The 23,730-nt window shown below is 61.6% G+C and carries 24 protein-coding genes and 1 pseudogene; 18 read left to right on the top strand and 7 right to left on the bottom strand.

What is annotated here, in order from left to right; all coding sequences use genetic code 11:
• The first annotated feature begins 14 nt into the window (after positions 1-14).
• The 3 genes from BLP82_RS25855 to BLP82_RS25865 all read left to right on the top strand — a co-directional run bounded on the left by BLP82_RS25855 (position 15) and on the right by BLP82_RS25865 (position 2,471).
• Positions 15-944 carry a LysR family transcriptional regulator gene (locus BLP82_RS25855; protein ID WP_092174985.1) on the top strand — a complete coding sequence of 310 codons (930 nt, stop codon included), beginning with the start codon at positions 15-17 and terminating at the stop codon, positions 942-944.
• A 98-nt stretch (positions 945-1,042) separates the two neighbouring features.
• Positions 1,043-1,807 (top strand): hypothetical protein, encoded by a 765-nt coding sequence (locus BLP82_RS25860; RefSeq protein WP_092174988.1) that lies wholly within the window; start codon positions 1,043-1,045, stop codon positions 1,805-1,807.
• A gap of 76 nt (positions 1,808-1,883) precedes the next feature.
• Positions 1,884-2,471: a DcrB/PsbP domain-containing protein gene (locus BLP82_RS25865; RefSeq protein WP_092174992.1), complete on the top strand. Its 588-nt coding sequence runs from the start codon at positions 1,884-1,886 to the stop codon at positions 2,469-2,471.
• Positions 2,472-2,589: 118 nt separating this feature from the next.
• Here BLP82_RS25865 and BLP82_RS25870 read toward each other — a convergent pair whose 3' ends face one another.
• From BLP82_RS25870 to BLP82_RS25880, 3 genes are all read right to left on the bottom strand, one after another.
• The gene (locus BLP82_RS25870; protein WP_092174995.1) at positions 2,590-3,306 is read right to left on the bottom strand and encodes an alpha/beta hydrolase; all 717 of its coding nucleotides are present in this window, start codon (positions 3,304-3,306) and stop codon (positions 2,590-2,592) included.
• 65 nt (positions 3,307-3,371) lie between these two features.
• Positions 3,372-4,484: a M14 family metallopeptidase gene (locus BLP82_RS25875; RefSeq protein WP_092174999.1), complete on the bottom strand. Its 1,113-nt coding sequence runs from the start codon at positions 4,482-4,484 to the stop codon at positions 3,372-3,374.
• A 151-nt stretch (positions 4,485-4,635) separates the two neighbouring features.
• The gene (locus BLP82_RS25880) at positions 4,636-5,415 is read right to left on the bottom strand and encodes an ABC transporter substrate-binding protein (protein WP_092175004.1); all 780 of its coding nucleotides are present in this window, start codon (positions 5,413-5,415) and stop codon (positions 4,636-4,638) included.
• 931 nt (positions 5,416-6,346) lie between these two features.
• Here BLP82_RS25880 and BLP82_RS25885 point away from each other — a divergent pair.
• A pseudogene (locus BLP82_RS25885) lies at positions 6,347-6,632 on the top strand (fructose-bisphosphate aldolase).
• Between the two features lie 434 nt (positions 6,633-7,066).
• Here the strand turns inward: BLP82_RS25885 and BLP82_RS25890 are convergent.
• Positions 7,067-7,501, bottom strand: coding sequence for a rhodanese-like domain-containing protein (locus BLP82_RS25890; RefSeq protein WP_092175007.1), 435 nt, complete (start codon positions 7,499-7,501; stop codon positions 7,067-7,069).
• A 103-nt stretch (positions 7,502-7,604) separates the two neighbouring features.
• On the opposite strand from BLP82_RS25890, the gene ftrA reads away from it, so the two are divergent.
• Positions 7,605-8,564, top strand: a complete 960-nt coding sequence (ftrA, locus tag BLP82_RS25895) for a transcriptional regulator FtrA (protein ID WP_092175011.1) — start codon at positions 7,605-7,607, stop codon at positions 8,562-8,564.
• Positions 8,565-8,727: 163 nt separating this feature from the next.
• Here the strand turns inward: ftrA and cobF are convergent, their stop codons facing one another.
• Both cobF and BLP82_RS25905 read right to left on the bottom strand, forming a co-directional pair.
• Complete coding sequence (cobF, locus tag BLP82_RS25900) at positions 8,728-9,486, bottom strand: precorrin-6A synthase (deacetylating) (protein ID WP_092175016.1); 759 nt, start codon at positions 9,484-9,486, stop codon at positions 8,728-8,730.
• Positions 9,483-10,061, bottom strand: a complete 579-nt coding sequence (locus BLP82_RS25905) for a histidine phosphatase family protein (protein WP_092175021.1) — start codon at positions 10,059-10,061, stop codon at positions 9,483-9,485. The genes cobF and BLP82_RS25905 overlap by 4 nt, the downstream gene beginning before the upstream one ends.
• 300 nt (positions 10,062-10,361) lie before the next feature.
• On the opposite strand from BLP82_RS25905, the gene BLP82_RS25910 reads away from it, so the two are divergent.
• The 11 genes from BLP82_RS25910 to BLP82_RS25960 all read left to right on the top strand — a co-directional run bounded on the left by BLP82_RS25910 (position 10,362) and on the right by BLP82_RS25960 (position 20,479).
• Complete coding sequence (locus BLP82_RS25910; protein WP_060738282.1) at positions 10,362-11,216, top strand: MurR/RpiR family transcriptional regulator; 855 nt, start codon at positions 10,362-10,364, stop codon at positions 11,214-11,216.
• A 2-nt stretch (positions 11,217-11,218) separates the two neighbouring features.
• Positions 11,219-11,863, top strand: a complete 645-nt coding sequence (locus tag BLP82_RS25915; protein ID WP_092175026.1) for a cysteine hydrolase family protein — start codon at positions 11,219-11,221, stop codon at positions 11,861-11,863.
• A complete protein-coding gene (locus BLP82_RS25920; RefSeq protein WP_092175030.1) occupies positions 11,860-13,212 on the top strand; it encodes a type I glutamate--ammonia ligase in 1,353 nt (450 codons plus the stop codon). The genes BLP82_RS25915 and BLP82_RS25920 overlap by 4 nt, the downstream gene beginning before the upstream one ends.
• Positions 13,196-13,948, top strand: a complete 753-nt coding sequence (locus tag BLP82_RS25925; RefSeq protein WP_092175033.1) for an N-formylglutamate amidohydrolase — start codon at positions 13,196-13,198, stop codon at positions 13,946-13,948. The genes BLP82_RS25920 and BLP82_RS25925 overlap by 17 nt, the downstream gene beginning before the upstream one ends.
• A gap of 71 nt (positions 13,949-14,019) precedes the next feature.
• Positions 14,020-15,369: an APC family permease gene (locus tag BLP82_RS25930; protein ID WP_092175036.1), complete on the top strand. Its 1,350-nt coding sequence runs from the start codon at positions 14,020-14,022 to the stop codon at positions 15,367-15,369.
• Positions 15,370-15,479: 110 nt separating this feature from the next.
• Positions 15,480-16,496: an arginine N-succinyltransferase gene (locus BLP82_RS25935; RefSeq protein ID WP_092175040.1), complete on the top strand. Its 1,017-nt coding sequence runs from the start codon at positions 15,480-15,482 to the stop codon at positions 16,494-16,496.
• Between the two features lie 61 nt (positions 16,497-16,557).
• The gene (gene astA, locus BLP82_RS25940) at positions 16,558-17,592 is read left to right on the top strand and encodes an arginine N-succinyltransferase (protein WP_092175043.1); all 1,035 of its coding nucleotides are present in this window, start codon (positions 16,558-16,560) and stop codon (positions 17,590-17,592) included.
• 203 nt (positions 17,593-17,795) lie between these two features.
• Positions 17,796-18,569 carry a hypothetical protein gene (locus tag BLP82_RS25945; RefSeq protein WP_256574007.1) on the top strand — a complete coding sequence of 258 codons (774 nt, stop codon included), beginning with the start codon at positions 17,796-17,798 and terminating at the stop codon, positions 18,567-18,569.
• Entirely contained in the window at positions 18,566-19,207 is a 642-nt protein-coding gene (locus BLP82_RS25950; protein WP_092175047.1) for a cupin domain-containing protein, read from the top strand. Before BLP82_RS25945 ends, BLP82_RS25950 begins: the two co-directional genes overlap by 4 nt.
• A 38-nt stretch (positions 19,208-19,245) precedes the next feature.
• Complete coding sequence (locus BLP82_RS25955) at positions 19,246-19,428, top strand: hypothetical protein (protein ID WP_092175051.1); 183 nt, start codon at positions 19,246-19,248, stop codon at positions 19,426-19,428.
• A 181-nt stretch (positions 19,429-19,609) separates the two neighbouring features.
• Positions 19,610-20,479 (top strand): isocitrate lyase/PEP mutase family protein, encoded by an 870-nt coding sequence (locus BLP82_RS25960; RefSeq protein WP_092175054.1) that lies wholly within the window; start codon positions 19,610-19,612, stop codon positions 20,477-20,479.
• Between the two features lie 232 nt (positions 20,480-20,711).
• Here BLP82_RS25960 and BLP82_RS25965 read toward each other — a convergent pair whose 3' ends face one another.
• Positions 20,712-21,941: an acyl-CoA dehydrogenase gene (locus tag BLP82_RS25965; RefSeq protein ID WP_092175058.1), complete on the bottom strand. Its 1,230-nt coding sequence runs from the start codon at positions 21,939-21,941 to the stop codon at positions 20,712-20,714.
• Positions 21,942-22,118: 177 nt separating this feature from the next.
• Here BLP82_RS25965 and BLP82_RS25970 point away from each other — a divergent pair, with 177 nt between their 5' ends.
• Both BLP82_RS25970 and BLP82_RS25975 read left to right on the top strand, forming a co-directional pair.
• Entirely contained in the window at positions 22,119-23,048 is a 930-nt protein-coding gene (locus BLP82_RS25970) for a LysR family transcriptional regulator (protein WP_060738293.1), read from the top strand.
• A 181-nt stretch (positions 23,049-23,229) separates the two neighbouring features.
• Positions 23,230-23,631 (top strand): MerR family transcriptional regulator, encoded by a 402-nt coding sequence (locus tag BLP82_RS25975; protein ID WP_057447765.1) that lies wholly within the window; start codon positions 23,230-23,232, stop codon positions 23,629-23,631.
• Positions 23,632-23,730 lie beyond the last annotated feature (99 nt).

Genomic DNA, 23,730 nt, shown 5'->3' on the forward strand with positions numbered 1-23,730 from the left:
TCAGGTCGACTAACATGGAAAGCCTCGCCAATCTCGAATGCTTTGTCCGCAGCGCCGAAACCGGCAGTTTCTCGGCGGCCGCGAGACTACTCGCCCTGACGCCCGCTGCCGTGAGCCGCAACGTGGCGATGCTGGAGCGCAACCTGGGGGTGCGGCTGTTCCAGCGCTCGACCCGCAAGCTGTCCCTGACCGAAACGGGGGAGCATTTCCTGGCCAGCATCGGCGGCAACCTGCACGCCCTGCAGGCGGCCATTGGTGCGGTGACCACGGAGCGCGGCGAACCGGCCGGCGTCTTGCGCGTCAGCCTCTCGCCAAGTTTCGGTATCGGCCAGATACTGCCGTTGATGCCGCAATGGCTGGCTCGGTATCCGCTGATCCGTCCGGACTGGCATTTCGAAAACCGCCCGGTGGACCTGATCGCCGAAGGTTTCGACGCGGCCATCGGAGGCGGCTTCGCACTGACGCCCGGGGTGGTATCGCGCACCCTGGCGCCCGCTCACCTGATTGCCGTCGCCAGCCCCGCCTACCTGGCCGAACGCGCCCTGCCCCGGCAACCCGAGGACCTCGCCGGCCTGGACAACATTGTGCTGCGGGCCAGCCGCACCGGCCGGGTACGCCAGACCGTGTTGCGCAACGCCGCCGGGTGCGAATGCGCCGTGCAACTGGCCGAATCCATGATCTTCAATGATCCGGTCGCCATGCGAGAGGCCGCCTTGCTCGGCCTGGGCGTGACCCTGCTGGTGGTGCCCGACGCCCTGCCCTGGCTGGAACGTGGCGAACTGGTGCGGCTGTTACCGGATTGGTACGTCGATCTGGGGGTGATTTCCCTCTACTACCCCAGTCGCACGCTGATGCCGGCCAAGACCCGGGCCTTTATCGACTTCATCACCGAGCACTTCGAGCGCGAGGCATTGGCTCGGCGCTTCAGGGCCGGGCCGGATTGAATATCGGCGACGCGGCATTGATGGCGCGTCGGCTGTCGGTGGATGACCTGGGCAAGGCGGTGCTAACGTGACGGCCCACCTCCGACAAGGATGACCGCGTGCTGCTGCTCAAATTGCTGGTGATTCCCGCGTTCCTGCTGCTGATTTCCCGGGCGGGCAGGCGTTGGGGGCCGAGCGTGGCCGGCTGGCTCTCGGGGTTGCCAGTGGTGGTGGGGCCGATTCTGTTGTTCCTGGCCCTGGAGCAAGGCGAGGTGTTCGCCGCGCAGTCGGCGACCGCGGCACTGGCGGCCATGTTTGCAATGATCGCTTTCTGCGTGGTGTACGCCCAAGTTGCCCAGCGTCGTGCCTGGCCCTGGGCGTTGGGCATCGCGCTAGGCGTCTGGGCCTTGGTGGCGTTGATCCTGTCCTGGCTACCGGCGTCGCTGCCGTTGTCGAGCCTGATCGCCCTGGTCGCGCTGCTGGGGGCGCCGTATCTGTTCCCGACGGTCCGGCCGGTGATGAGCGGGCCGGCGGCCAAATCCGACAGACTGCTGCTGCGCATGATCGCCGGCGCGCTATTGACCCTGGCAGTGACACTGCTGGCCAGCACCGTGGGCGAACGCTGGAGCGGGCTGCTCGCGGTGTTCCCGGTGCTGGGCAGTGTGATGGCGGTGTTCTCCCAACAAACCCGCGGGCCGGCCTTCACCGCCGCACTGCTGCGGGCGACGGCCACCGGCATGTATTGTTTCGCCGCTTTCTGCCTGACCCTGGCTCTCGCGCTGCCGGTGCTGGGCATGCCGGCCTTTGCCTTGGGCGTCGCGGTGTCGATGGCCATGTTGCTGGTGACCCGCCGCCTGCTGGTGCAGGCGGCATCGTCAAAATGACGGTCTCTTGCTGGAGTCCGGTACGACGCCCATGGGATGATCGGCCTTCAAGCGCGACCATCCGTGGAGATTTTCAATGTCATTGCTGAGTAAACAAGCCGCCGTCCTGTTGCTGGGGGCCATCGCCAGCCTGGTCGTGGCATCCGCCCAGGCGGCCCCGGCCAAACCTGCCAGCGATGCACCGGCGCAGAAGGTGTCGATGCTGGGCGGCAAGTTCACCTTCACCTTGCCCAAGGGTTTTACGGCGACGCCATTGCCCGCCGGTGAAGCCGCCCAGGGCACCGCCGGGGCGACGGGGACGATGTACAGCAATGCCACCAGCAAGACCGTGGTGATCGCAGCGGAAAACATCATCATCGACGGTGCGAATGTGAAGGATGACGATGGCGCGTTCCTCGACACCACCATGGCCGACTTCGCCGCCCAGCGCCTCAAGTCCCTGCCGGATGCCAAGATCCTCAGCGAAAAAAGCCTGAAGCAAAAAGGCACCGGCCTGGGCCTGCGCCAGCTCGACACCCGCGCGACCCAGGGCGGCGGACCGACCCTCGACACCACCCTGCTGGGTGCCTCCGGCACGCGCATGGCAGTCGTGCAGATCATTTCCCGAGCCAGCGACAAGACCGGTCATGAAGCCTTGGTCAAACAGATCGCCAGCGGTCAATAAGCCCCCAGAACATGTGGGAGCCGAGCTTACTCGCGATGGCATCGGCACGCCCAACCTTGAGGCAAGCTGATCCATCGCCATCGCGAGCAAGCTCAGCTCCCACAGGGTTCTATTTTGGTCAGGGATTGAGCCGCTCCAGCCAGGCGCGCAGGTCCTGCACCTCCAGGGCACTGATGCTGTGGCCGACGCCGGGGTAGGCATGGAATTCGGGCTCCAGCGCCAGGGTCTTGAGGAAGGTGTTGGCCTCAGTGCCGTCGTGATAGGGAATGATCGGGTCGGCCGTGCCATGGCCGATGAACACCGCCAGTGTCCGTCGTGACTCGTCGGGGGTCAGTTCCGCCCGCAGCGCCGACAGAACCCGCCCGCCCATCGCGGCGATGCCGCCGACGGCTTCGGGGTGTCGCAGGGCCACTTCGTAGCTCATCATCGCGCCCTGGCTGAACCCCACCAGGTAGACCTTGCTCGCGTCGGTCGAATACTTGGCCCGGGCCTTGTCGATGAACTCCAGCAGCATCTGGCCACTGGCCTTCAGGTCGGAGGTGTCACCGTCGTAGGCGCCCTCGCCCTTTTTGGCGAACCACTGGTAACGATCCTGCTCCATGCTCTTCGGCGCCCGCACCGAGAGGTAGTTGTAATCCTGCGGCAACTCGTCCTTGAGTGCGAACAGGTCCTGCTCGTTACTGCCGGAACCGTGCAGGAAGATCACCAGGGGTCGGTTCCGAGCCTGCTCATCGACTTGGGCCAGGTAGTTGAGTGGCAAGTCCGTGTGCAACGAAGGTTGGGCCTGCAACCCGGACGAGACCAGCAACAGGAACAGGGCGAGCGCTTTGAACATCGATCTTCCTCCATCGTTTCGATAGCCGCACGGCAAGGCGCGTGCGGTGAGGTAGACAGCAGTTATCAGTCGTTGATCAATTTCCCCGTACGAATCGGTTCACGCCCAGCGACTTTTGCCTGCCAGATTCCTGGCTGCGTGTAGCGTCCACGGTCCAGGGCAAACAGCACACCACTGGTGCCGGCCCGCACGGTGGTGACCCGATCATTCAGGGGGTCGACCACTTCGAACAGCGGATCGCCCTGCTCCACCCATTCGCCAGCCTCCCGCAGGAAACTCACCACGCCATGGTGCGGCGCGAACAGGTATTGCGTGCCTTCGAACGGAAAACCTTCGCAGCACTCGCTGGGTGCGGGCGGCCAGTCCCCAGCGATGAAACCTTGCTCGGCGAGAAACCCGAGGATGGCTTCACAATTGGCCTGGGCCTGCTCCACCCGGGTATCGCCCATGCTGCCCAACTCCAGCGTCGTCGCCAGGTTCGCCGGTGGGATCGCCGCCGCAGGAAAGGCCTTGGCCAGGCGCAACCAGGGCGAGGAGCAGGATTCATCGAACGAACTGCCGCCCGAATCCTCGCACAGCAACGCCACACCGGCTTTCAAGCGTGCGGCCAAAGAACGCCACTGCGGCCATTGCTGTGGCAAGGCATACAAATGGATCGCTGCCTCGAAGTCGCAATGCAGATCCAAGGTGATGTCGGCGTCGCAGGCATGGCGCAGCAGCAGGCGATGCAGCGCTTCGAGTTGCGAAGGGGGTGGAGGCAAGTCATCGAGGACCTCGGCCATGGTCTGGCGGATCAAGGTGATATTGGCGGCCGGATCGTCCCCCAGGCGATCACCGATGCGTTGCGCCACCGGCGCACTGAGTTCCACGAAGGAACGGTTGAAATTCTTGCCACTGCCCAGTTCGAAACGCCCCATGTGGGCGCTTTGCAGGTGTTGATCCAGGCCGATGGGGTTGGCCACCGGCACCAGTTCGATCACACCCTTGAGCAAGCCCTGGGCCTCAAGGTCGTTGAGCCGCTGCTTGAGTTCCCAGGCGGTGCGCATGCCCGGCAGCTCATCGGCGTGCAGGCTGGCCTGGATGTAGGCCTTGCGCGGCCCATGGCCGTAGCGAAACACACTGAGCCGGCGCTCGGTGCCCAGGTGGCTCCATGGCAGGGTATGGTCGATGCGTTGCATGAAATCTCCGAATGACCAGGTGTAGGAGCTGTGTAGGAGCTGTCGAGCGAAGCGAGGCTGCGATCTTTTGATCTTTCGCTCAGGACTCAACTGGCAGAGGAAAGATCGCAGCCTCGCTTCGCTCGACAGCTCCTACCGCAGCGCCTACCGATTAATGCCCGTAGACGTCAAAGGCGAAGTATTTGTCCTGCACTTTCTTGTACGTGCCGTTGGCGCGGATTTCGGTGATGGCTGCGTTGAATTGATCGGCCAGGGCCTTATCACCCTTGCGCACCGCAATGCCGGCACCGCCGCCGAAGTATTTCGCATCTTCATAGGTCGGGCCGACGAAGGCGAAACCTTTGCCGGCGTCGGTTTTCAGGAAACCTTCGTCGAGGTTCACCGAGTCGGCCAGCATGGCGTCGAGGCGGCCGGCGACCATGTCCAGGTTGGCTTCCTGCTGGGAGCCGTAGCGCACCAGGTCGATACCGGCGGGCACCAGCACTTCGGTAGCGAAACGGTCATGGGTGCTGGCGCGCAGCACACCGACTTTCTTGCCCTTGAGTTCAGTCAGCGGGTCCTTGATGTTGGAGCCTTCCTTCATCACGAAGCGCGCTGGGGTGTGGTAGTACTTGATGGTGAAATCGACGTTTTTCTTGCGATCGTCAGTGATGGTCATGGACGACAGGATCGCGTCGATTTTCTTCACTTTCAGCGCCGGGATCAGGCCATCGAACTCCTGCTCGACCCAGACGCACTTGACCTTCATCTGTTCACACAGCGCGTCGCCGATATCGACATCGAAGCCGGCCAGCTTGCCGTCGGGGGTTTTCATCGAAAAAGGCGGGTAACCGGCTTCGATCCCGAGGCGGATCGGCTTGGCGTCTTCGGCCATGGCCGACAGGGACAACACGGACAGTGCCAGGGCACCGAACATGGCTAGCTTCTTCATTTTCGCTCCTGAGTGTGCAGGGGTTTTATGGGTCATTATTGGCAGATTCGTAGGCAGCGTTCGGTCAGCGAGGAACCGAAGTGGGCGGGAGTCTAGAGGGGTGCCCAGGAGGGGAATTGTGTGGAGGCGACAATTAGTTATAAAAATAGCTTGGTTTGTGTATATCCGTTGCTGCGGTAACGGCTACTCAGGGTTCCGCCCTGACGGCGGGTCACTTTCGAAAAGCCGGAATGCCGGCCCAGGCGAAAGTAACCAAAAACGCTCTGCCCAGGTAAAAGGCCAAAGCGAGGCGACCTTATAGCCGATCTGTCTCTTTTGTCGTACTCCGATCCAACTGTGGGAGCGAGCTTGCTCGCGAAAGCGGAGGGCCAGCTTGCGGTGATGTTGGCTGTGCCTACGTCATCGCGAGCAAGCTCACTCCCACAAGTTTTTGACGCTCCGCGTTCCGTTTCTGAAATCAATTGCTCCCCCTGGCCTTCTGAAAATCTCGTAGGAATCCCTCCCTTTGTGGCGAGGGGATTTATCCCCGTTGGGCTGCGAAGCAGCCCCCTATTTTCGTCAGACCAACCCCATGCCCAGGGTTTACGGCGGCTGCGCCACCGAGCGGGAGCAAGCTCCCTCGCCACGGGGTTTGTGGGCGTCCTACAGGTCGGTTGTTGCCTCAAAAATCCCCTTCTATAGTTCGGCTCACCTGCTGGCTTTGGTCAGTGGGGAGGGTTTCGCAGCCCTAACAACGGATGAGACTTTGCACCGTCGAATGAAAACTCAGGCAAACTTGCCCGCGTTCATTTTATGGCGGTTGCGCGTGGGAGACTTTCGGGTCTGCCGGGTTTGGTCTCTTCCTCGGTCTGCGAACCCGCGCGTAACTGCAACCCGTTTGATTCGCAGCAAACAAGGTGGCAATTCATTTTCCTTGATAGAGCCCAACCTTATGACGACAAATCAATCATCTAACCGCTTTACCCCGCTAACCCCCATCGCCACCACCCAACCCATCCTGTTCATCGACCGCTCCGCCCCGCAGCCCGAACTCCACGCCTGCGTCAGCGAACGCCTGCACGCCAACCCTCGACTACCTGACGCTCATGGCCTGTACTACCCTGCGCGATTCAGCCGAGACCGACATCAACACCATCACCAACATCGCTCGGATCATGGTCCAGGATGTGGCGGATGTTTTTGGGGTGATTGAACAGCGCGGACTCGAAGGGCAATAAAGCTTCCCTGAAAAGCGAGCTTGCTCAATATCCTCATCGACAGCGACATCGCCTTCGCGAGCAAACTCCCCACAGGGGAAACACGTTCCCCCAGAACCAGGCCGGCTATAAGGCCGCCTCGCGTTTGATTTTGATCTGGGGCGCCCCGTTAACCACGATGGACGAACGCAGGCATTGTGGAGTGGGCATCCCGGCATGGATGCCGGGATAGCCGCGCTGGGCCATGGATGGCCCTTCGCGGCGGGCCCACGGAGCAATGCCGGAGTGAGGGCACACCGAGCCTAAGCGAGGTGCCGAGTGGTGGGGCAAAGCGCTTTTGGTTACTTTTGGCTGGTCCGGCTCCCGGCTCTTCCAAAAGTGACCCGCCGTAAGGGCGGAACCCTAAGTAGCCGTTACCGCAGCAACGGATATACACACAAACTATAAAAACCAAGTCAGCAGTCACAACGAATAGCCTGATCCGCCACACGCTCCACCGAGCCGGTCAGGCGAAAGCCTTCATCGAGCCACCCCATAACCCCGCCAATCATCTCCTTCACCGGATACCCCAAGGTCGCCAGACGCACCGCCGCCTTGTTCGCGCCATTGCAATGCGGACCGGCGCAATACACCACGAACAGAGTGGTCTTGGGGTAGACAGCCAAAGCCTCGGCAGTGAGCGTCCGGCTTGGCAGGTTGATCGCCCTGGGGACGTGGCCGCGTTCGTAAGCCAGCGGTCCGCGTACATCCACCAGCACAAAGTCGACATTGCCGGCCTGTTGGCTGGCGTGAACGTCGGAACAATCCGTTTCGAATGACAGACGACGGCTGAAATGCTGTAGGGCGATATCGGAAGGGGCGGCAGGCACTTCGCGAACCAGGCTGGTCATGGGGGTGTACTCCAAGGGTAGATAAAGGCGTGAAGAGACTTTATCCCCCCGATGCTTGCGGCTACAGTGGCGTACAAGACACTCTGTGGGAATTTTCCGACAAATGCAGCCTCTCCCAGGTCTGGTCGCGATCCTCGCCTACGACGGCCTATGCACCTTTGAATTCGGCGTTGCCGTCGAGATCTTCGGATTGGAGCGGCCGGAATTCGATTTCCCCTGGTACGAGCATCGGATCGTCGCGGTCGATGACGGTCCGATGCGCGCCATGGGTGGCTTCCAGGTATTGGCCGATGGCGGCATGGAACTGCTCGAAACCGCCCGGACCATTGTCGTGCCAGGCTGGCGCAGCCGCAGCGAGCCACCGTCCGAGGCGTTGCTCGCTGCACTACGCCGGGCCCACGCCCGTGGCGCGCGCCTGCTGTCGATCTGCTCCGGAGCCTTCGTACTGGCCGCCGCCGGGCTGCTCGATGGTCTGGGCGCCACGACTCACTGGCGCTACACCGACGAACTGGCCGAGAGCTTTCCCGCCGTCCGGGTCGACCCCGATGTGCTGTATGTGGACTCAGGACAGGTCATTACCTCGGCGGGCAGCGCCGCCGGCATCGATGCCTGCCTGCACCTGGTGGCACGGGATTATGGCGTCCAGGTCGCCAACACCGTGGCGCGCCGGTTGGTCATGTCACCACAACGTACGGGCGGCCAGGCGCAGTTCATTCCCTCGCCGGTCAGCCGTACGCCACGCAGCGACCTGTCGAGCGTCATGCAATGGGCCCGCGAGCGCCTGCACGAACCCCTTGGTGTGCGCGAACTGGCCAGCCAGGCGGCCATGAGCGAACGTACTTTCCTGCGCCACTTCACCCAGGCCTGCGGCGTGTCGCCCAAGGCCTGGCTGCAACACGAACGCCTGGCCCGGGCTCGCGAACTTCTGGAAAGCACCGGCGACAACACCGACAACATCGCGCAACTGTGTGGCTACCGCTCGGTGGAGAGCTTTCGCGTGGCGTTTCGCAGCGTCGTGGGGTTGGCGCCGTCGGTGTATCGGGAGCGGTTTGGAAGGGGGTGAAATCAAGTGCCAAACAATAGGGCTGCTGTGGCGAGGGGATTTATCCCCGCTGGGCTGCGAAGCGGCCCCTTCAGTTTTTCAGGCCAATTTTTGCCAAGCTTATTAGGGCCGCTTCGCGCCCCAGCGGGGATAAATCCCCTCGCCACAGGTTGATACGCAAGCGTCATTGAGGCTTACGCAACAAATACGTATCCATGATCCACCCATTGGCTGTGCGCGCGGCCTTGCGGGTGCGTTCGATGTCATCGGCCACGTCCCCCAGCCGGCCGGCGATCAGGATTTCATCCGGCGTCCCCACATAGGCGCCCCAGTAAATCTGCGTATCGGGATCGCTCACCTGGCGATAGGCATCCTCGGCATCGAGCATCACCACCACACTCGCCGCGTCCCCCACCTGCCCTGCCGCCAAGCGACGTCCGGTGGTGATTTCCAGCGAACCACCAATGCTGTTCAACGGCACTTTGTGCCGGGCGGCCAGGGCCTGGACACTGGTGATACCCGGGATCACCTCGAACTCGAAGGCGCAACGGCCCTCGTCGAGAATAGCCTGCAGGATGCGCACGGTACTGTCGTACAACGCCGGATCGCCCCACACCAGAAAACCGCCCCGCTGCCCATCGGACAGTTCTTCATCGATCAAGCGTTCGAAGGTGGCCTGTTTCGCACGGTTCAGCGCTTCGACGCTGTCCTTGTAGTCCAGGTCGCCGCGTTGGCGTTCCGGGCTGTAGGTTTCGACGAAACGGTAGGGGCGATCAACGATGTAGCGTCGACAGATTTCGCGCCGCAGGTCCAACAGTTTGTCCTTGGCCGGGCCCTTGTCCATGAGGAAGACCACGTCCAAACGGTTCAAGGCTTTCACAGCCTGCATCGTCAGGTGATCCGGATCGCCGGCCCCAATGCCAATGACTGACAGCATTTTCATCGCGGCGACTCCTGGCCAGGTTCCTGAGTGCGCAATCGCCATACGCCGTTGAAACGCAACTCCAGGGTGGACAACGGTTCAATGTCGATTCGATTGAAGGTGGCGGTCGGGCAGCCCAAGACGTTCATCAAGGCTGCGCGGATCACGAAGGGGTGGGTGACGGCCAGCAGATGCCCCGGTCGGGTTTCCAGGCTGGCCAGCCAATCCCCGACCCGGCGACACAACCGGGCGACGGATTCACCGCCATGGGGGGCCGCCTCGGCATCGTCGAGCCAGGTTTGCAGGGCCTGCGGCTCCACCTTGAGCAATTCATCGATGGACAATCCGCGCCAGCGTCCCAGATCGCAATCGGCCAGGGCCGGGTCCACCTGGAACTCGTCGCCGAACAACGCGGCCGTCTGGCGAGTGCGCAGTTCCGGCCCGCACAGCAGTTGCCGGACGTTTCGGTAGCCAGGCTCGACCTGCCCACGTCGCCTCAGCCACTCGGCGTCCAGCGCTTCGTCCACACTGAAGCGCGCCTGTTTCTGGGCAACGGTGCGGGCATGGCAGATCAACGTCAGGCGAATGGCTTGCACACTGGATTCTCGGGTAATCGAACGGGTCGCATGGACGGGATATTCACGGGTTTAGTTGTACAGCACCTTATACGAAATCAAATAAGTGAGACAAAAAGGCGTTATGTCCTACATGTCCAAGATGCAACGGCTGACATACTCATTCCACTTGGCCGCAACCAACTCCTACAGGGTTTTCGCACAACTTTGGAGCATTTTAAACGGAACGTAAAAACCACTGGACATGTAGCACCAGCTACATAAATACTGTTTTCAGTAATTATGAAATAAATTCAACATTCATCCAGGCAAGGAGCACGGATGCCGCCCCTCAGAGACCTGATCACCGATCCCGGCCTGGTGTTGACGCCGTCGGAACGCAAGGTCGTACGTGCCCTGCTCGATCACTACCCACGCAACGGCCTCGGTCCGATGTCACGCCTGGCAGACCATGCCGGCGTCAGCGACCCGACCATCGTACGGCTGGTGAAAAAACTCGGGTTTGGCGGTTATGCCGAATTCCAGGATGCGCTGCTCAGTGACATGGACCATCGCCTGCGCTCCCCTCGCACGCTGCTGCAACCGCGGGCCAAACTGCAGCAAGGCGATACCTGGAGCCAGTACCTGGCCGCCAGCCAACGCAACCTCGTCGACACCCAGGCCCTGACCCAACCCGAAGACGTGCGCATTCTCGTGCAGTGGTTGCTCGACAGCCGCCACCAGGTGCATTGCTTCGGCGGGCGCTTCAGCAGCTTCCTGGCCCATTACCTGCTCAACCATTTGCGATTGCTGCGCGCCGGCTGCTTTGCCCTGGAAGACAATGCCCAACTGCCTGACCGCCTGTTCGACGTGCAGCGCCAGGACGTGGTGCTGATTTTCGATTACCGCCGCTACCAGGCCCAGGCCCTGCGCGTGGCCAGCGCGGCCAAGGCGCGGCACGCCCGGGTCGTCCTGTTCAGCGACGTCTATGCTTCGCCGTTGCGCGAGCTGGCCGACCTGATCATCAGCGCCCCGGTGGAATCGGCGTCGGCCTTCGACAGCCTGGTGCCGGCGCTGGCCCAGGTCGAGGCCCTGATCGCCTGCCTGACCCTGCAATGCCCCGAGCTGGCCGAACGCCTGGAAGGCATCGATGCCCTGCGCACGGAATTCAACACGCACCTGCTGGAGGAAAAATAAGGATGTTCTCGCTCCCCCACCACTCGCCCCGGGATTTGCCGTTCACCCGCCAGCACACGGCCCTGCTGTTGGTAGACATGCAACGCGCCTGGCTGGAACCACAATTCGATGCCCACCTGCACAGCCCCGAGGCCGAGTATTTCCTCCAGCGGGCCCGCCAGCAGGTCATTCCCAACCAGCAGCGCTTGCTCGAGGCGATGCGCACGGCGCAGCACAACGTGTTGCACACCCACATCGAAAGCCTCACCGCCGATGGCCGCGACCGCTCCCTGGATCACAAGCTGTCGGACATGCACCTGCCCAAGGGCAGCCCCGAGGCGCAGATCATTGCCGAGCTGACGCCGCAGGAAAACGAAATCGTGCTGCCCAAGACCTCCTCCGGGGTGTTCAACTCCACCAACATCGATTACGTGCTGCGCAACCTGCAGACCCGGCACCTGATCGTCGCCGGGATCGTCACCGACCAGTGCGTCGACATGGCCGTGCGTGACGCCGCCGACCGCGGCTACCTGGTCACGCTGGTGGAAGACGCCTGTGCGACCCACACCGAACAACGGCACCTGGCGTGCCTGAACGCGATCAAGGGCTATTGCTGGATCACCGACACCGACACCGTACTCGCTCGTTTGCAGGAGATGCAGCCATGAGCCGTCTTGATGACGCTGCCCTCCTAGCACCGCTGCCGGTCACGACCCTGGTGACCACCGACCTGATCGGCGTGACCCGCGGGCGCTCGTTTCCCAGCGATGAGTTGCCCCACTACATCACGGCCGGTTGCGGCTGGGTGCCGGCCAACAGCGCGTTGACGCCCCAGGATGTCATCGCCTCGACCAACCCTTGGGGCGCCTATGGCGACCTGCGACTGGTACCGGACCTGTCCAGCCGGGTGACCGTCAACAATGGCCCCGACGCCCAGGCGCCTGCCCTGGACTTCATCCATTGCGATATCCGGGAGACCGATGGCCGGCCCTGGAGCGCCTGCCCGCGCACGCTGCTGCAGGACGAAGTGGAGCGTTATCGCAGCGAACTGGGCCTGCAGGTTTTCGCCGCGTTCGAGCATGAATTCAACCTGGCTGCCACGCCTGCGCAGCCTGATCGCCTGGCCTTCAGCCTCCAGGCCCAGCGCCAGCAGGCCGGGTTCGCCGGGTGGCTGCTCAGTGCCCTGCGGGCCGGCGGCGTCGAACCGGAAATGTTCCTGCCGGAATACGGCAAGCAGCAATACGAGATCACCTGCCGCCCGACCCTGGGCGTGGCCGCTGCCGATCGGGCGGTGAACGTACGGGAAATCACCCGCGAGATCGCCCGGCAGATGGGCCTGGACGTGAGTTTTGCCCCCAAGACCTCGGAAAATGCCGTGTGCAACGGCGTGCATCTGCACCTGAGCCTGCAAGACCTGAGCGCAGACCCGGTGCTGCATGACGCCGCCAGCAGCAATGGCTTGTCCAGCCTCGGCCAGCATTGGGCCGCGGGTGTGCTGCATTATCTGCCGGCGCTGTGCGCGCTGACCGCACCGACGCCGTTGTCCTACGAGCGCCTGCAACCTCATCATTGGAGCGCATCCTATGCGTGCCTGGGACAGCGCAACCGCGAAGCGGCGCTGCGCATCTGCCCGACGGTGAGCCTGGGTGGCAAGCCGCTGGCGAACCAGTACAACCTGGAGTTTCGCGCCATGGACGCCACCGCCTCACCGCACCTGGCGATGGCCGCGCTGTTGATTGCCGGGCGACTGGGCATCCAGCAACGGCGAGAACTGCAGGCTGTCACCGATGAAATACCCGATGAGCTGGACGAAACACAACGTCGCGCCCGTGGCATTATCGCCCTGCCGACAACCCTGGCCCAGGCACTGGACTGCCTGCGCCACAGCGGGGCGCTGCTCGAGACCCTGCCCGGCCCGCTGGTCGAAACCTATTTCGCCTTGAAGGCCCAGGAGCAGGCCTTGACCCAGGCGCTCTCACCTGCCGAGCGTTGCGAGCACTATGCACGAATCTATTGAGTGTGCTGAATCGGGCCTCTACACCAGGCCAGCCTATCGACTGACCCGGGAGGAATCCGACCACCCGGTGCTGCTGGTGTGCGAACACGCCAGCCGTTTCATTCCCGTGGCGCTGAATGACCTGGGCCTGGATGAAACCGCGTCCCAGGAGCACATCGCCTGGGACATCGGCGCGCTGCTGCTGGCCGAACGCCTGTCCGAAACCCTCGGTGCGACCTTGCTGTCGGCCAACTACTCACGGCTGTTGATCGACCTCAACCGCCCGCTGCACGTGCCGGACAGCATTCCGCCCCAGAGCGAGATCTACCAGGTTCCGGGCAACCACGACCTGGACGAGGCCACGCGCGAATATCGCCAGCAGTGCCTGTTCCATCCCTTTCATGATCGCTTGCGGGCGCTGATCGACCGGCGCCTGGCCGCCAACCGGCCGGTACGCGTGGTGGGCATCCACAGTTTCACCCCGGTGTTCTATGGCCAGCCACGCGCCCTGGAAGCCGGCGTGCTGTTCGGCGAAGCCAAGGAATACGCCCAGCGCATCGTCGACGGACTGAGCCGGCATTCGCTGCGGGCAGCGGGCAACCAACCCTACAAGATCAACCCCCTGACCGACATGACGGTCCCGGTGCACGGCGATGGTCGCGGCCTGGATTCGGTGCTGATCGAAGTGCGTAACGACCAGTTGCGCAGCCCCGAGGGGGTACGGACCTGGAGCGCCTACCTGGCGCCCCTGCTGTAGCGGCAGCGGCAAGTGACCAGCGACAGACAGCAAGCAAGTGCAACCCACACAGCTGAAAAGGAAAACGGCTCATGAGCATCGAGGCATTTGGCTACAAACAGGAATTGAAACGCGGCCTGTCGCTGACAGACCTGGTGGTATACGGGATGATTTTCATGATCCCCATCGCACCGTTCGGCGTGTATGGCTACGTCAACGCCGAAGCCCCAGGGATGGTGCCGCTGGCCTACATCATCGGCATGGTGGCAATGCTGTTTACCGCCTTGAGCTACGGCAGTATGGCTCGGGCCTTTCCGGTGGCAGGCTCGGTCTATTCCTACGCGCAACGAGGCCTTAACCCACACGTCGGGTTCATCGCTGGCTGGCTGATGCTGTTGGACTACCTGCTGATCCCGCCGCTGCTCTATGTCTACGCCGCCATGGCGCTGAACCATTTGTACCCGGACATTCCCAAGGTCGGTTTCATCCTGGCATTCCTGGTGAGCGCGACCTTCGTCAACCTGCGGGGCATCACGTTCACCGCACGGATGAACATCATTTTCCTGCTGGCACAGCTGGTGGTGCTGGGGATTTTCCTGTTCTACGCCTGGAATGCCCTGCACGGCGGGGCCGGTCACGGCCAACTGACCCTGGCGCCACTGTACAGCCCGGAACACTTCAACTTCGCCCTGCTGATGCAAGCCGTGTCCATCGCGGTCCTGTCGTTCCTGGGCTTCGACGCCATTTCCACCCTGGCCGAAGAAATCAAGGGCGACCCGGGCCGCAGCGTCGGCAAGGCTGCCTTGGTGACCTTGCTGGTGATGGGGGCGATTTTCGTGGTGCAGACCTGGATCGCCACCGATCTGGCAGCCGGCATGGGCTTCAAGTCCGCCGATACCGCCTTCTATGAAATCGCCGAATTGGCGGCCGGCAGTTGGCTGGCCACCTTGACCGCGGTGGCCACCGCCCTGGCTTGGGGCGTAGCAGTAGCGATCACCTCCCAGGCAGCGGTGTCGCGCCTGTTGTTCGGCATGGCCCGGGACGGCCAGTTGCCCAAGGTGCTGGCCAAGGTCCATCCGAAACACAACACCCCCTACATGAGCATCTACCTGGTGGCGGTGCTGTCGCTGCTGATCTGCTACCTGTTCATCAACGCCGTGGACACCCTGACCTCCCTGGTCAACTTCGGCGCCCTGAGCGGCTTCATGTTGCTGCACATCACGGTCATCAACCATTACTGGCGCCGCCAGCGGTCCGGCCAATTGATTCGTCACTTGATCTGCCCGCTGGTCGGCTTCGTGATCGTCGCGGCCATCATGTACAACATGGGTGTGGCAGCGCAGAAACTCGGCCTGATCTGGATCGCCGCGGGAGTGGTCTATCTGTGCCTGCTCAACAAATTCGGCGGTCGTACCGCCCTGGCCGATCCGGCGGGTCAATGAGAAGCGGCGGTCGCAGGGTTCGACCAGCCAGGTTGTAACGCGTGGACATCGACAGTGATCGTCAAGCCCGGTGCCAGTCACCGGGCTCTCTGGGAACAGGAGTGCAATCCATGCTGGCATTACGTCCAGTTCAATTAGCCGATCTGCCGCAACTGCAACGACTGGCCCGTGACAGCCTGGTGGGCGTCACGTCGCTGCCGGACGATACCCGGCGGTTGGAGGAAAAAATCCTCGACTCGTGCGCCTCGTTCGCAGCCGATGTGCAAGGGCCAGGGGCAGAGAATTACTTTTTCGTCTTGCAGGACCTGGAATCCGGGCGCCTGGTCGGTTGTTCGGAAATCCTCTCCAGCACCGGCTGCAACGAGCCGTTCTACAGCCTGCGCAACCGGCCGTTTTCCAGCGAATCCCGGGAGTTGAACATCCAGCACGGCGTACCCGCGTTGTCACTGTGCCAGGACCTCAACGGGCAAACACTGCTGCGTGGCTTCCACATCGACGCCGAACGGGTGCGCACGCCGGAATCAGAACTGCTGTCCCGGGCCCGGCTGATGTTCATCGCCGCCCACCCCCAGCGTTTTGCCGAATCGGTCATCACCGAAATCGTCGGTTTCAGCAGCGAGGACGGCCAGTCGCCCTTCTGGGACGCCATCGGCCAGCACTTCTTCGACCTGCCCTACGTCGAAGCCGAACGGCTGTGTGGCTTGCAAAGCCGGACCTTTCTCGCCGAGCTGATGCCGCAGTACCCGATCTACGTGCCCATGCTGCCGCCCGCAGCCCAGGCCTGCATCGGCCGGGTGCATCCCGACGGCCAGGAAGCCTTCGACATCCTCGAGCGCGAAGGTTTCGAGACCAACAGCTACGTCGATATCTTCGACGGCGGGCCAACCTTGCATGCCCGTATCGCCAATATCCGTTCCATCGCACAAAGTCGCACCGCTACGGCCAGGCAAAGCCCGCAAATTGACGCACGGGGCCTGTACCTGGTGAGCAACGAGCACCTTGGCAACTACCGGGCCATCGTCGCCGATCTGGACGTCGGCGCCGACGGCCCGGTGGCCCTGTCGCCCGCCATGCTGACGGCCCTGGACATCCAGGATGGCGCGCGGATCCGGGTGATTGCCCTATGAACCTCACTCGATCCCATGGCCTGCACCGACGTTTGGACCGACACGATGAAGGAGCTGCATCATGATTGTCCGTCCGGTGGCCATCACCGATCTGCCTGCCTTGCTGGACCTGGCCCGTTGCGCGGGCCCGGGGTTTACCAGCCTGCCGGCCAACGAAGAGCGTCTGGCCCACCGCGTTCGCTGGGCCCAGCGGACCTTCGCCGGCCAAGTCGAACGTGCCGACGCCGACTACCTGTTCGTGCTCGAAGACGATGACCGGCAGGTGGTGGGCATCAGCGCCCTGACCGGGGCGGTGGGGCTGCGTGAGCCCTGGTACAACTATCGGGTCGGGGTCACGGTCAGTTCGGCGCCGGAGTTGGGAATCCAGCGGCAGATCCCGACGCTGTTTCTCAATAACGAGATGTCCGGGCAATCGGAAGTCTGCTCATTGTTCCTGCACCCCGAGCAACGCCACGGGCACAACGGACGCCTGCTGTCCCTGGCGCGTCTGCTGTTCGTGGCCGAGTTTTCCCAGCTGTTCGGCGAAAAACTCATTGCCGAGCTGCGGGGCCATGCCGACGAACAAGGCTGTTCGCCGTTCTGGGACAGCCTGGGACGGCATTTTTTCCAGAAGGATTTCAGTTACGCCGACCAGTTGTCCGGGATGGGCAACAAGTCGTTCATCGCCGAGCTGATGCCGCGCCAGCCGCTGTACACCTGCCTGCTCACCGAACAGGCCCAGGCGGTAATCGGCAAGGCTCACCCGAACACCGAACCGGCCCTGAAGATCCTCAGTGCCGAAGGTTTCAGCCATAGGGGCTACATCGACATTTTCGACGGTGGCCCGGTGATCGAAGCAACGGTGTCGAAAATCCGCAGCGTACGCGACAGCCAGACGCTGACCCTGGCCATTGGCACTCCGGACGAACAGGCACCGGTCTGGCTGATTCACAACCGGCGCCTGGAAAACTGCCGCGTAACCAGCGCCCGCGCACGCCTGCATGGCAACAGCCTGCTCGTCGATCGCCTCACCGCCAAACGCCTGCAAGTGCAACCGGGTGATACGGTACGCGCCGTGGCGTTGCTCAGGCAGGGGCAGCAGGCAGTGGCGGCATAGCCTCTCTCGTGCCTCGTACACCGATATCCGATCACCGCCGCCCCGGCGGCCGATCTTATCGTCCAACCAAAAGCGCAGCGTTAACGAGTCTTTAACAACTCAAGTATTGTTCATCGGCAATACTTCCCGACAATTCCATAATTGCCTCCACCCCCTCCCAAAACCATACTTGTGCCCATCGCCCTACTGTAACGAACCCGCTCATGATCAAGACTCTGATTTCCACACACCGGCCGCCTGACGAGATTGCAGAACAAATAAAAACTTTGGACATGACCGCGCAAATCAATCAATTAATTGCCGAGCTGAACAACCAGCCAACATTTACCGATGCCCGTTCTCGACGTGCAGCCATCATGAATATTACTAACCTGCACACCGCCACCATCACGTTACATTGCACGAACATTGGCAATATCAGCATCAAGCCACTGACATCCGTCGATGTCTCTTCGCAACTGTATTCAATACCCGGCCGAAGTATTCTGTTCGCCGTTGATCGACCATTCGACGTACAGCGATATACCCTCAAGGGGCATCGGCTTGAAAAGGCCGACAGCGTACACATAGATAAAAACAACCCGCTGGTGATCGACGGCAGCCGGACACTCTTTGACTACTGCCGCCCAGCGCAAACGAACACCGGGCTGGTAGGAAGGATCAATCTGCCAGACAGGAGTGCAGACATCGGAGTATTCGATCGTGCCTCGTTACGCAAGGTCGCCTGGCTACCCCATGACGACAGCGCCGCCCGCTACCTGGTGAGCCTGGAACTGCTCGAAACGGTTCAAGACCCCGAACGCCGCCGCGTCGCCGGGGAGCTGGTCTACCACTATCACCCGGCCGTGGCGTGGAAAGCCTTCCAGGTGCTCTATCGGGCCAATCCCCAGGACGCCTTGAGCTACATTACGCTGCTGAAAAAACACCGTAATTCGCGCCTGGACAACTTGCTCCAACCGTTCGAGCAGGCGGCATGAAACTGCAAGCCTTTGTCGAGCGATTGAAAACCCATGACCTGCGGCGAGATAAATCCCGAATTATCGAAGACTTGCAACAGTTGGCCAAAAACCGCACTTTGTTGAGCGATCATCTGTATACCACGATCCAACGAGACGGCTTTGATACACGCAGCAGCCTCTATAACGCCTATGGGTTTGTCCTGTACCGCAATGACTCTTTTAGTCTTCGCTTGAACTTCTGGGCACCGGCAAGAACGCCTGATGAAAAAGAAACGTTCATCTATCACCTGAACCACAGTCACGACTTCGAGATTTATGCCGTCGGCTACAGCGGTGACGGCTATACCACGATCACCCGCGAGATACTCGACGACCTACCGCTGCAAAAGAATAAGAAACCGCGCCTGGGTAAAGAGCGACGACTAAAACTTGCACCCGGCGAAGTGCTGTACATGCCCGCACTCAAAGAAATCCATAGACAGATCCCGCCAATGTCAATGTCGGCCTCATTGAGTCTGCTCGTTCATCCGCAACATTGGCTCAAACTTGATGAAGCCTGGTGTTTCGATAAGGACTACCGACCGCTTCACCCGGGTGTAGCGACGCAAGAAATCGCGCTATTCACCGACACATTGTCATTGCTCAACACCGGATAGTCATTTCGTTGTCCGGTATTTAAAAGAAGGAGAAAAACATGAATGACCTGATGCAAGACTGGGAGGAAACGCCCTTGTTGCGAGCCAGCACTCAGGTGATCGACACCGCAACGCAGTTGATCAACGAAATCCAATGCACCATCCCCGGGTTCCCCACTCGCTTCAACGTTGCAAACATCCACGAGATCAAGCAACTGTGGAGCGTGCCAACCTCAGACTGAGCGACACACCAAGGACGCTTTCGCTGGCCGCAGACTCACCGGGTTGCGGCCTTTTCCCATGCAGCGAACGCATCGCCCATACACATTCGTCATCATCTTTACGCTTGCCACGTGATAGCCTTTGGATCTTTCGGCGTTGACACTTTTGTTCAAGCCTTTCCATTCCATTGGTGGAACTCATATGTCCAGGCTTTCCCATCAAGATTTGCGTCGCAACTTTCGTCAGCTGCTGGCTTCCCAGACCTGCTACCACACCGCCTCGGTGTTTGACCCGATGTCGGCGCGCATCGCCGCCGACCTGGGTTTTGAAGTAGGCATCCTGGGAGGCTCGGTCGCGTCGTTGCAAGTATTGGGCGCGCCGGACTTCGCCCTGATCACCCTCAGCGAGTTTGCCGAACAGGCCACCCGTATCGGTCGCGTGGCCCAGCTGCCGGTCATTGCCGACGCCGATCATGGCTACGGCAATGCCCTGAACGTGATGCGCACCATCATTGAACTGGAACGGGCCGGCGTCGCGGCGCTGACCATCGAAGACACCTTGCTGCCGGCCCAGTTCGGGCGTAAATCCACCGACCTGATCGGTGTCGCCGAGGGCGTCGGCAAGATTCGGGCAGCGCTGGAAGCACGCGTCGATCCGGAAATGGCGATCATCGCCCGGACCAACGCCGGGATCTTGCCGGTCCAGGAAATCATCAGCCGGACCCAGCAATATGAGCGTGCCGGGGCCGACGGGATTTGCATGGTGGGCGTGCAAGACTTCGATCATCTGGAAAAAATCAGTGAAAACCTGACGGTGCCGTTGATGCTTGTCACCTACGGCAATCCACTGCTGCGCGACGACAAGCGCCTGGCCGACTTGGGCGTCCGCGTGACCATCGACGGCCACGGCGCCTACTTCGCCGCGATCAAGGCCACCTACGACAGCCTTCGCGAACAGCGGCAGATCTTCACCCAGGCGTCGGACCTCAGCGCCACCGAACTGACCCACACCTACACCCAGCCTGAGGACTACATCCGCTGGGCCGAGGAGTACATGAGCGTCAAGGAGTAAGAAGGCTCACTGTCCTGGAGGCCGCCATCGCGAGCAAGCTCGCTCCCACAGGGAGTGTGGGTTCGCCCGAGATAGACGTCGCACCGCAAACCCACTGTGGGAGCGAGCTTGCTCGCGATGGCGGCGGTTCAGCTTGCATGAGTGTTGGATGTGCCAACGCCATCGCGGGCAGGCTCACTCCCACAGGGGATTTGTGGTGAGCGCGATGGCGTTGCCAGGGTGAAACAGGCCTTCAGCGGCCGCTACGCAACAGCTCCTTGGGCACGTACTTGCCGATCTCGAACTTGCCGATGGCGGCGCGGTGGACTTCATCCGGGCCGTCGGCCAGGCGCAGGGTGCGTTGCATGGCGTACATGTAGGCCAGCGGGAAATCGTTGGAAACCCCGGCACCACCGTGGATCTGGATCGCCCGATCGATAACCTTCAAGGCCACGTTCGGCGCGACGACCTTGATCTGGGCGATTTCACTTTTCGCCACCTTATTGCCCACCGTGTCCATCATGTACGCCGCCTTCAACGTCAGCAGGCGCGCCATGTCGATCTCCATCCGCGAGTCGGCGATCTTATCGATGTTACCGCCCAGGCGCGCCAACGGCTGGCCGAAAGCGGTGCGGCTGACGGCACGTTTGCACATCAATTCCAAGGCGCGTTCGGCCATGCCGATGGAACGCATGCAGTGATGAATCCGACCTGGGCCGAGTCGACCCTGGGCTATTTCAAAACCGCGGCCTTCGCCCAGAAGGACGTTTTCGTACGGCACCCGCACGTTATCGAACAGCACTTCGGCATGCCCGTGAGGCGCATCATCGTAGCCAAACACCGGCAACGGCCGGACGATCTTGACCCCGGGGGTGTCCACCGGGACCAGGATCATCGAGTGCTGGGCATGGCGCGGCGCATCGGGGTTGCTCAGGCCCATGAAGATCAGGATCTTGCAGCGCGGGTCGCAGGCGCCCGAGGTCCACCATTTCTTGCCGTTGATCACCCACTGGTCGCCATCACGCTCGGCGCGGGCAGCCATGTTGGTGGCGTCCGAAGAGGCCACATCCGGCTCGGTCATGGCAAAGGCCGAACGAATCTCGCCGCGCAGCAGCGGCTCGAGCCAGCGTTGCTTTTGTTCTTCGTTGGCGTAGCGCACCAGCACTTCCATGTTGCCGGTGTCCGGTGCCGAGCAGTTGAACGGCTCCGGCCCCAGCAGCGAGCGCCCCATGATCTCTGCCAACGGCGCATATTCCAGATTGGTCAGGCCGGCGCCCAACTCGGACTCCGGCAGAAACAGGTTCCACAGGCCTTCTGCCTTGGCCTTGGCCTTGAGCTCTTCCATGATGGCCGTGGGTTGCCAGCGGTCGCCCTCGGCCACTTGTCGTTCGAACACGGCTTCGGCCGGGTAGACATAGGCATCCATGAACGCCGTGACGCGTTCACGCAGTTCCTGAACCTTGGGGGAATAGGCAAAATCCATGAGCAGCACCTTCTTGGCAGAGGTTGTTTTAGGTCATGAAATCGATGCTAGTTCAGCTACGAAAATTTACCTAACCTATTCTCAGCGTGTATTAACATTCATCACCGATATATGTTTCACTGATTCGCATCGCCACCCGGCACCTCACAACAAGCCCAAGAACAAGAGTGCAGCGCCATGAATCTGAGCAAGGTCGACCTCAACCTTTTCATTGTCTTCGATGCGATCTACACCGAAGCCAACCTGACCCGTGCCGGGCAGATCGTCGGCATCACTCAGCCAGCCGTGTCCAATGCCCTGGCGCGTCTGCGCGAGACCTTCAACGACCCGCTCTTCGTGCGTACCGCCCAAGGGATGGTGCCGACGCCCATGGCCCAGAACATCATCGGCCCGGTACGCAATGCCTTGTCGCTGCTGCGGGTATCGGTGCAGGAAAGCCGGATCTTCAACCCGCTGCAGGCCGTCAAGACCTACCGCATCAGCATGACCGACCTCACCGAAGGCGTGATCCTGCCGCTGCTGTTCCAGCGCCTGCGCCGCCTGGCGCCGACCGTGGCGATCGAGAGTTTCCTGTCCAAGCGTCGTGAAACCACCAAGGAACTGGCCGCCGGCCGGCTCGACTTCGCCGTGGACGCGCCGCTCAATACCGACCCACAGGTGCGCCACGTCAAGTTGATGGAAGATCGCTACGTGTGCGCCATGCGCAAGGGCCATCCGCTGGCGGGCAAGGAAAAGATCACCCTCGATGATTACCTGGCCCAGACCCACGTGCACATTTCCAGCCGCCGCAACGGGCTGGGTTACGTCGACCTGGCCCTCGGCAAGATGGGTATCCAGCGCAAGATCGCCCTGCGTTCCCAGCATTACCTGATGGCCTCCCAGGTGCTGCAGCAGACCGACATGGTCATGACCGTTCCCGAGCGCTTTGCACGACGTCATGATTTGCACGCCTTCCTGCTCCCGGTCAACGACGTGCCCCCGGTGGAGACCCATCTCTACTGGCACGAAAGCACCGACCAGGACCCGGCCAACCGTTGGATGCGCGAGCAGATGATCGAGCTGTGCCAACAAGTGACGGCCCATGAGAAGAAGCTCGATAAGGTTTAAAAAATCAAACCTGTGGGAGCGAGCGTGCTCGCGATAGCGGTAGACCGGCCAATATCCGTGGCGACTGGTCCGACGCCATCGCTCGCTCCCACAGGTTTTGTGTGTGTGGAACCTCATTGCTTGACGCGAACGTCAACCTGCCTTTAGCTTAGCGCCAGTCCCTTTCGTTTCGAGCGCTTCCATGAGCAGCCAGACCTACAGCATCTCCGACCTCGCCCGCGAATTGGATATCACCACACGGGCCATCCGTTTCTATGAAGAACAAGGCCTGTTGAGCCCGGAGCGACGGGGCCAGGAGCGCATTTATTCGCCGCGGGACAAGGTCAGCCTGAAGCTGATCCTGCGCGGCAAGCGCATTGGCTTTTCCCTGGCCGAGTGCCGCGAGTTGATCGAACTCTACGACCCCTCCAGCGGCAATCAGAAACAGCTGCACAGCATGCTGGCAAAAATCGCCGAGCGCCGGGAACAGCTCGAACAGCAATTGCTGGACATCGAACAGATGAAACTGGAACTCGACACCGCCGAAGAACGCTGCATCCAGGCGCTGGAGCAGACGATCAAGGGCGAGGAAATCGTCCAGTAACATTCCCCCTGTGGGAGATTCTATGGTGCAGGGCTACCCCCTAAATGCCTTTCGGTAAGTATTCGCTCTGGTTCTTCAGCAGGGCGAATACCACTCGGG

This window comes from Pseudomonas sp. NFACC37-1 (assembly GCF_900101575.1).
In the GTDB taxonomy this organism is placed as follows: Bacteria; Pseudomonadota; Gammaproteobacteria; order Pseudomonadales; family Pseudomonadaceae; genus Aquipseudomonas; species Aquipseudomonas fluorescens_AA.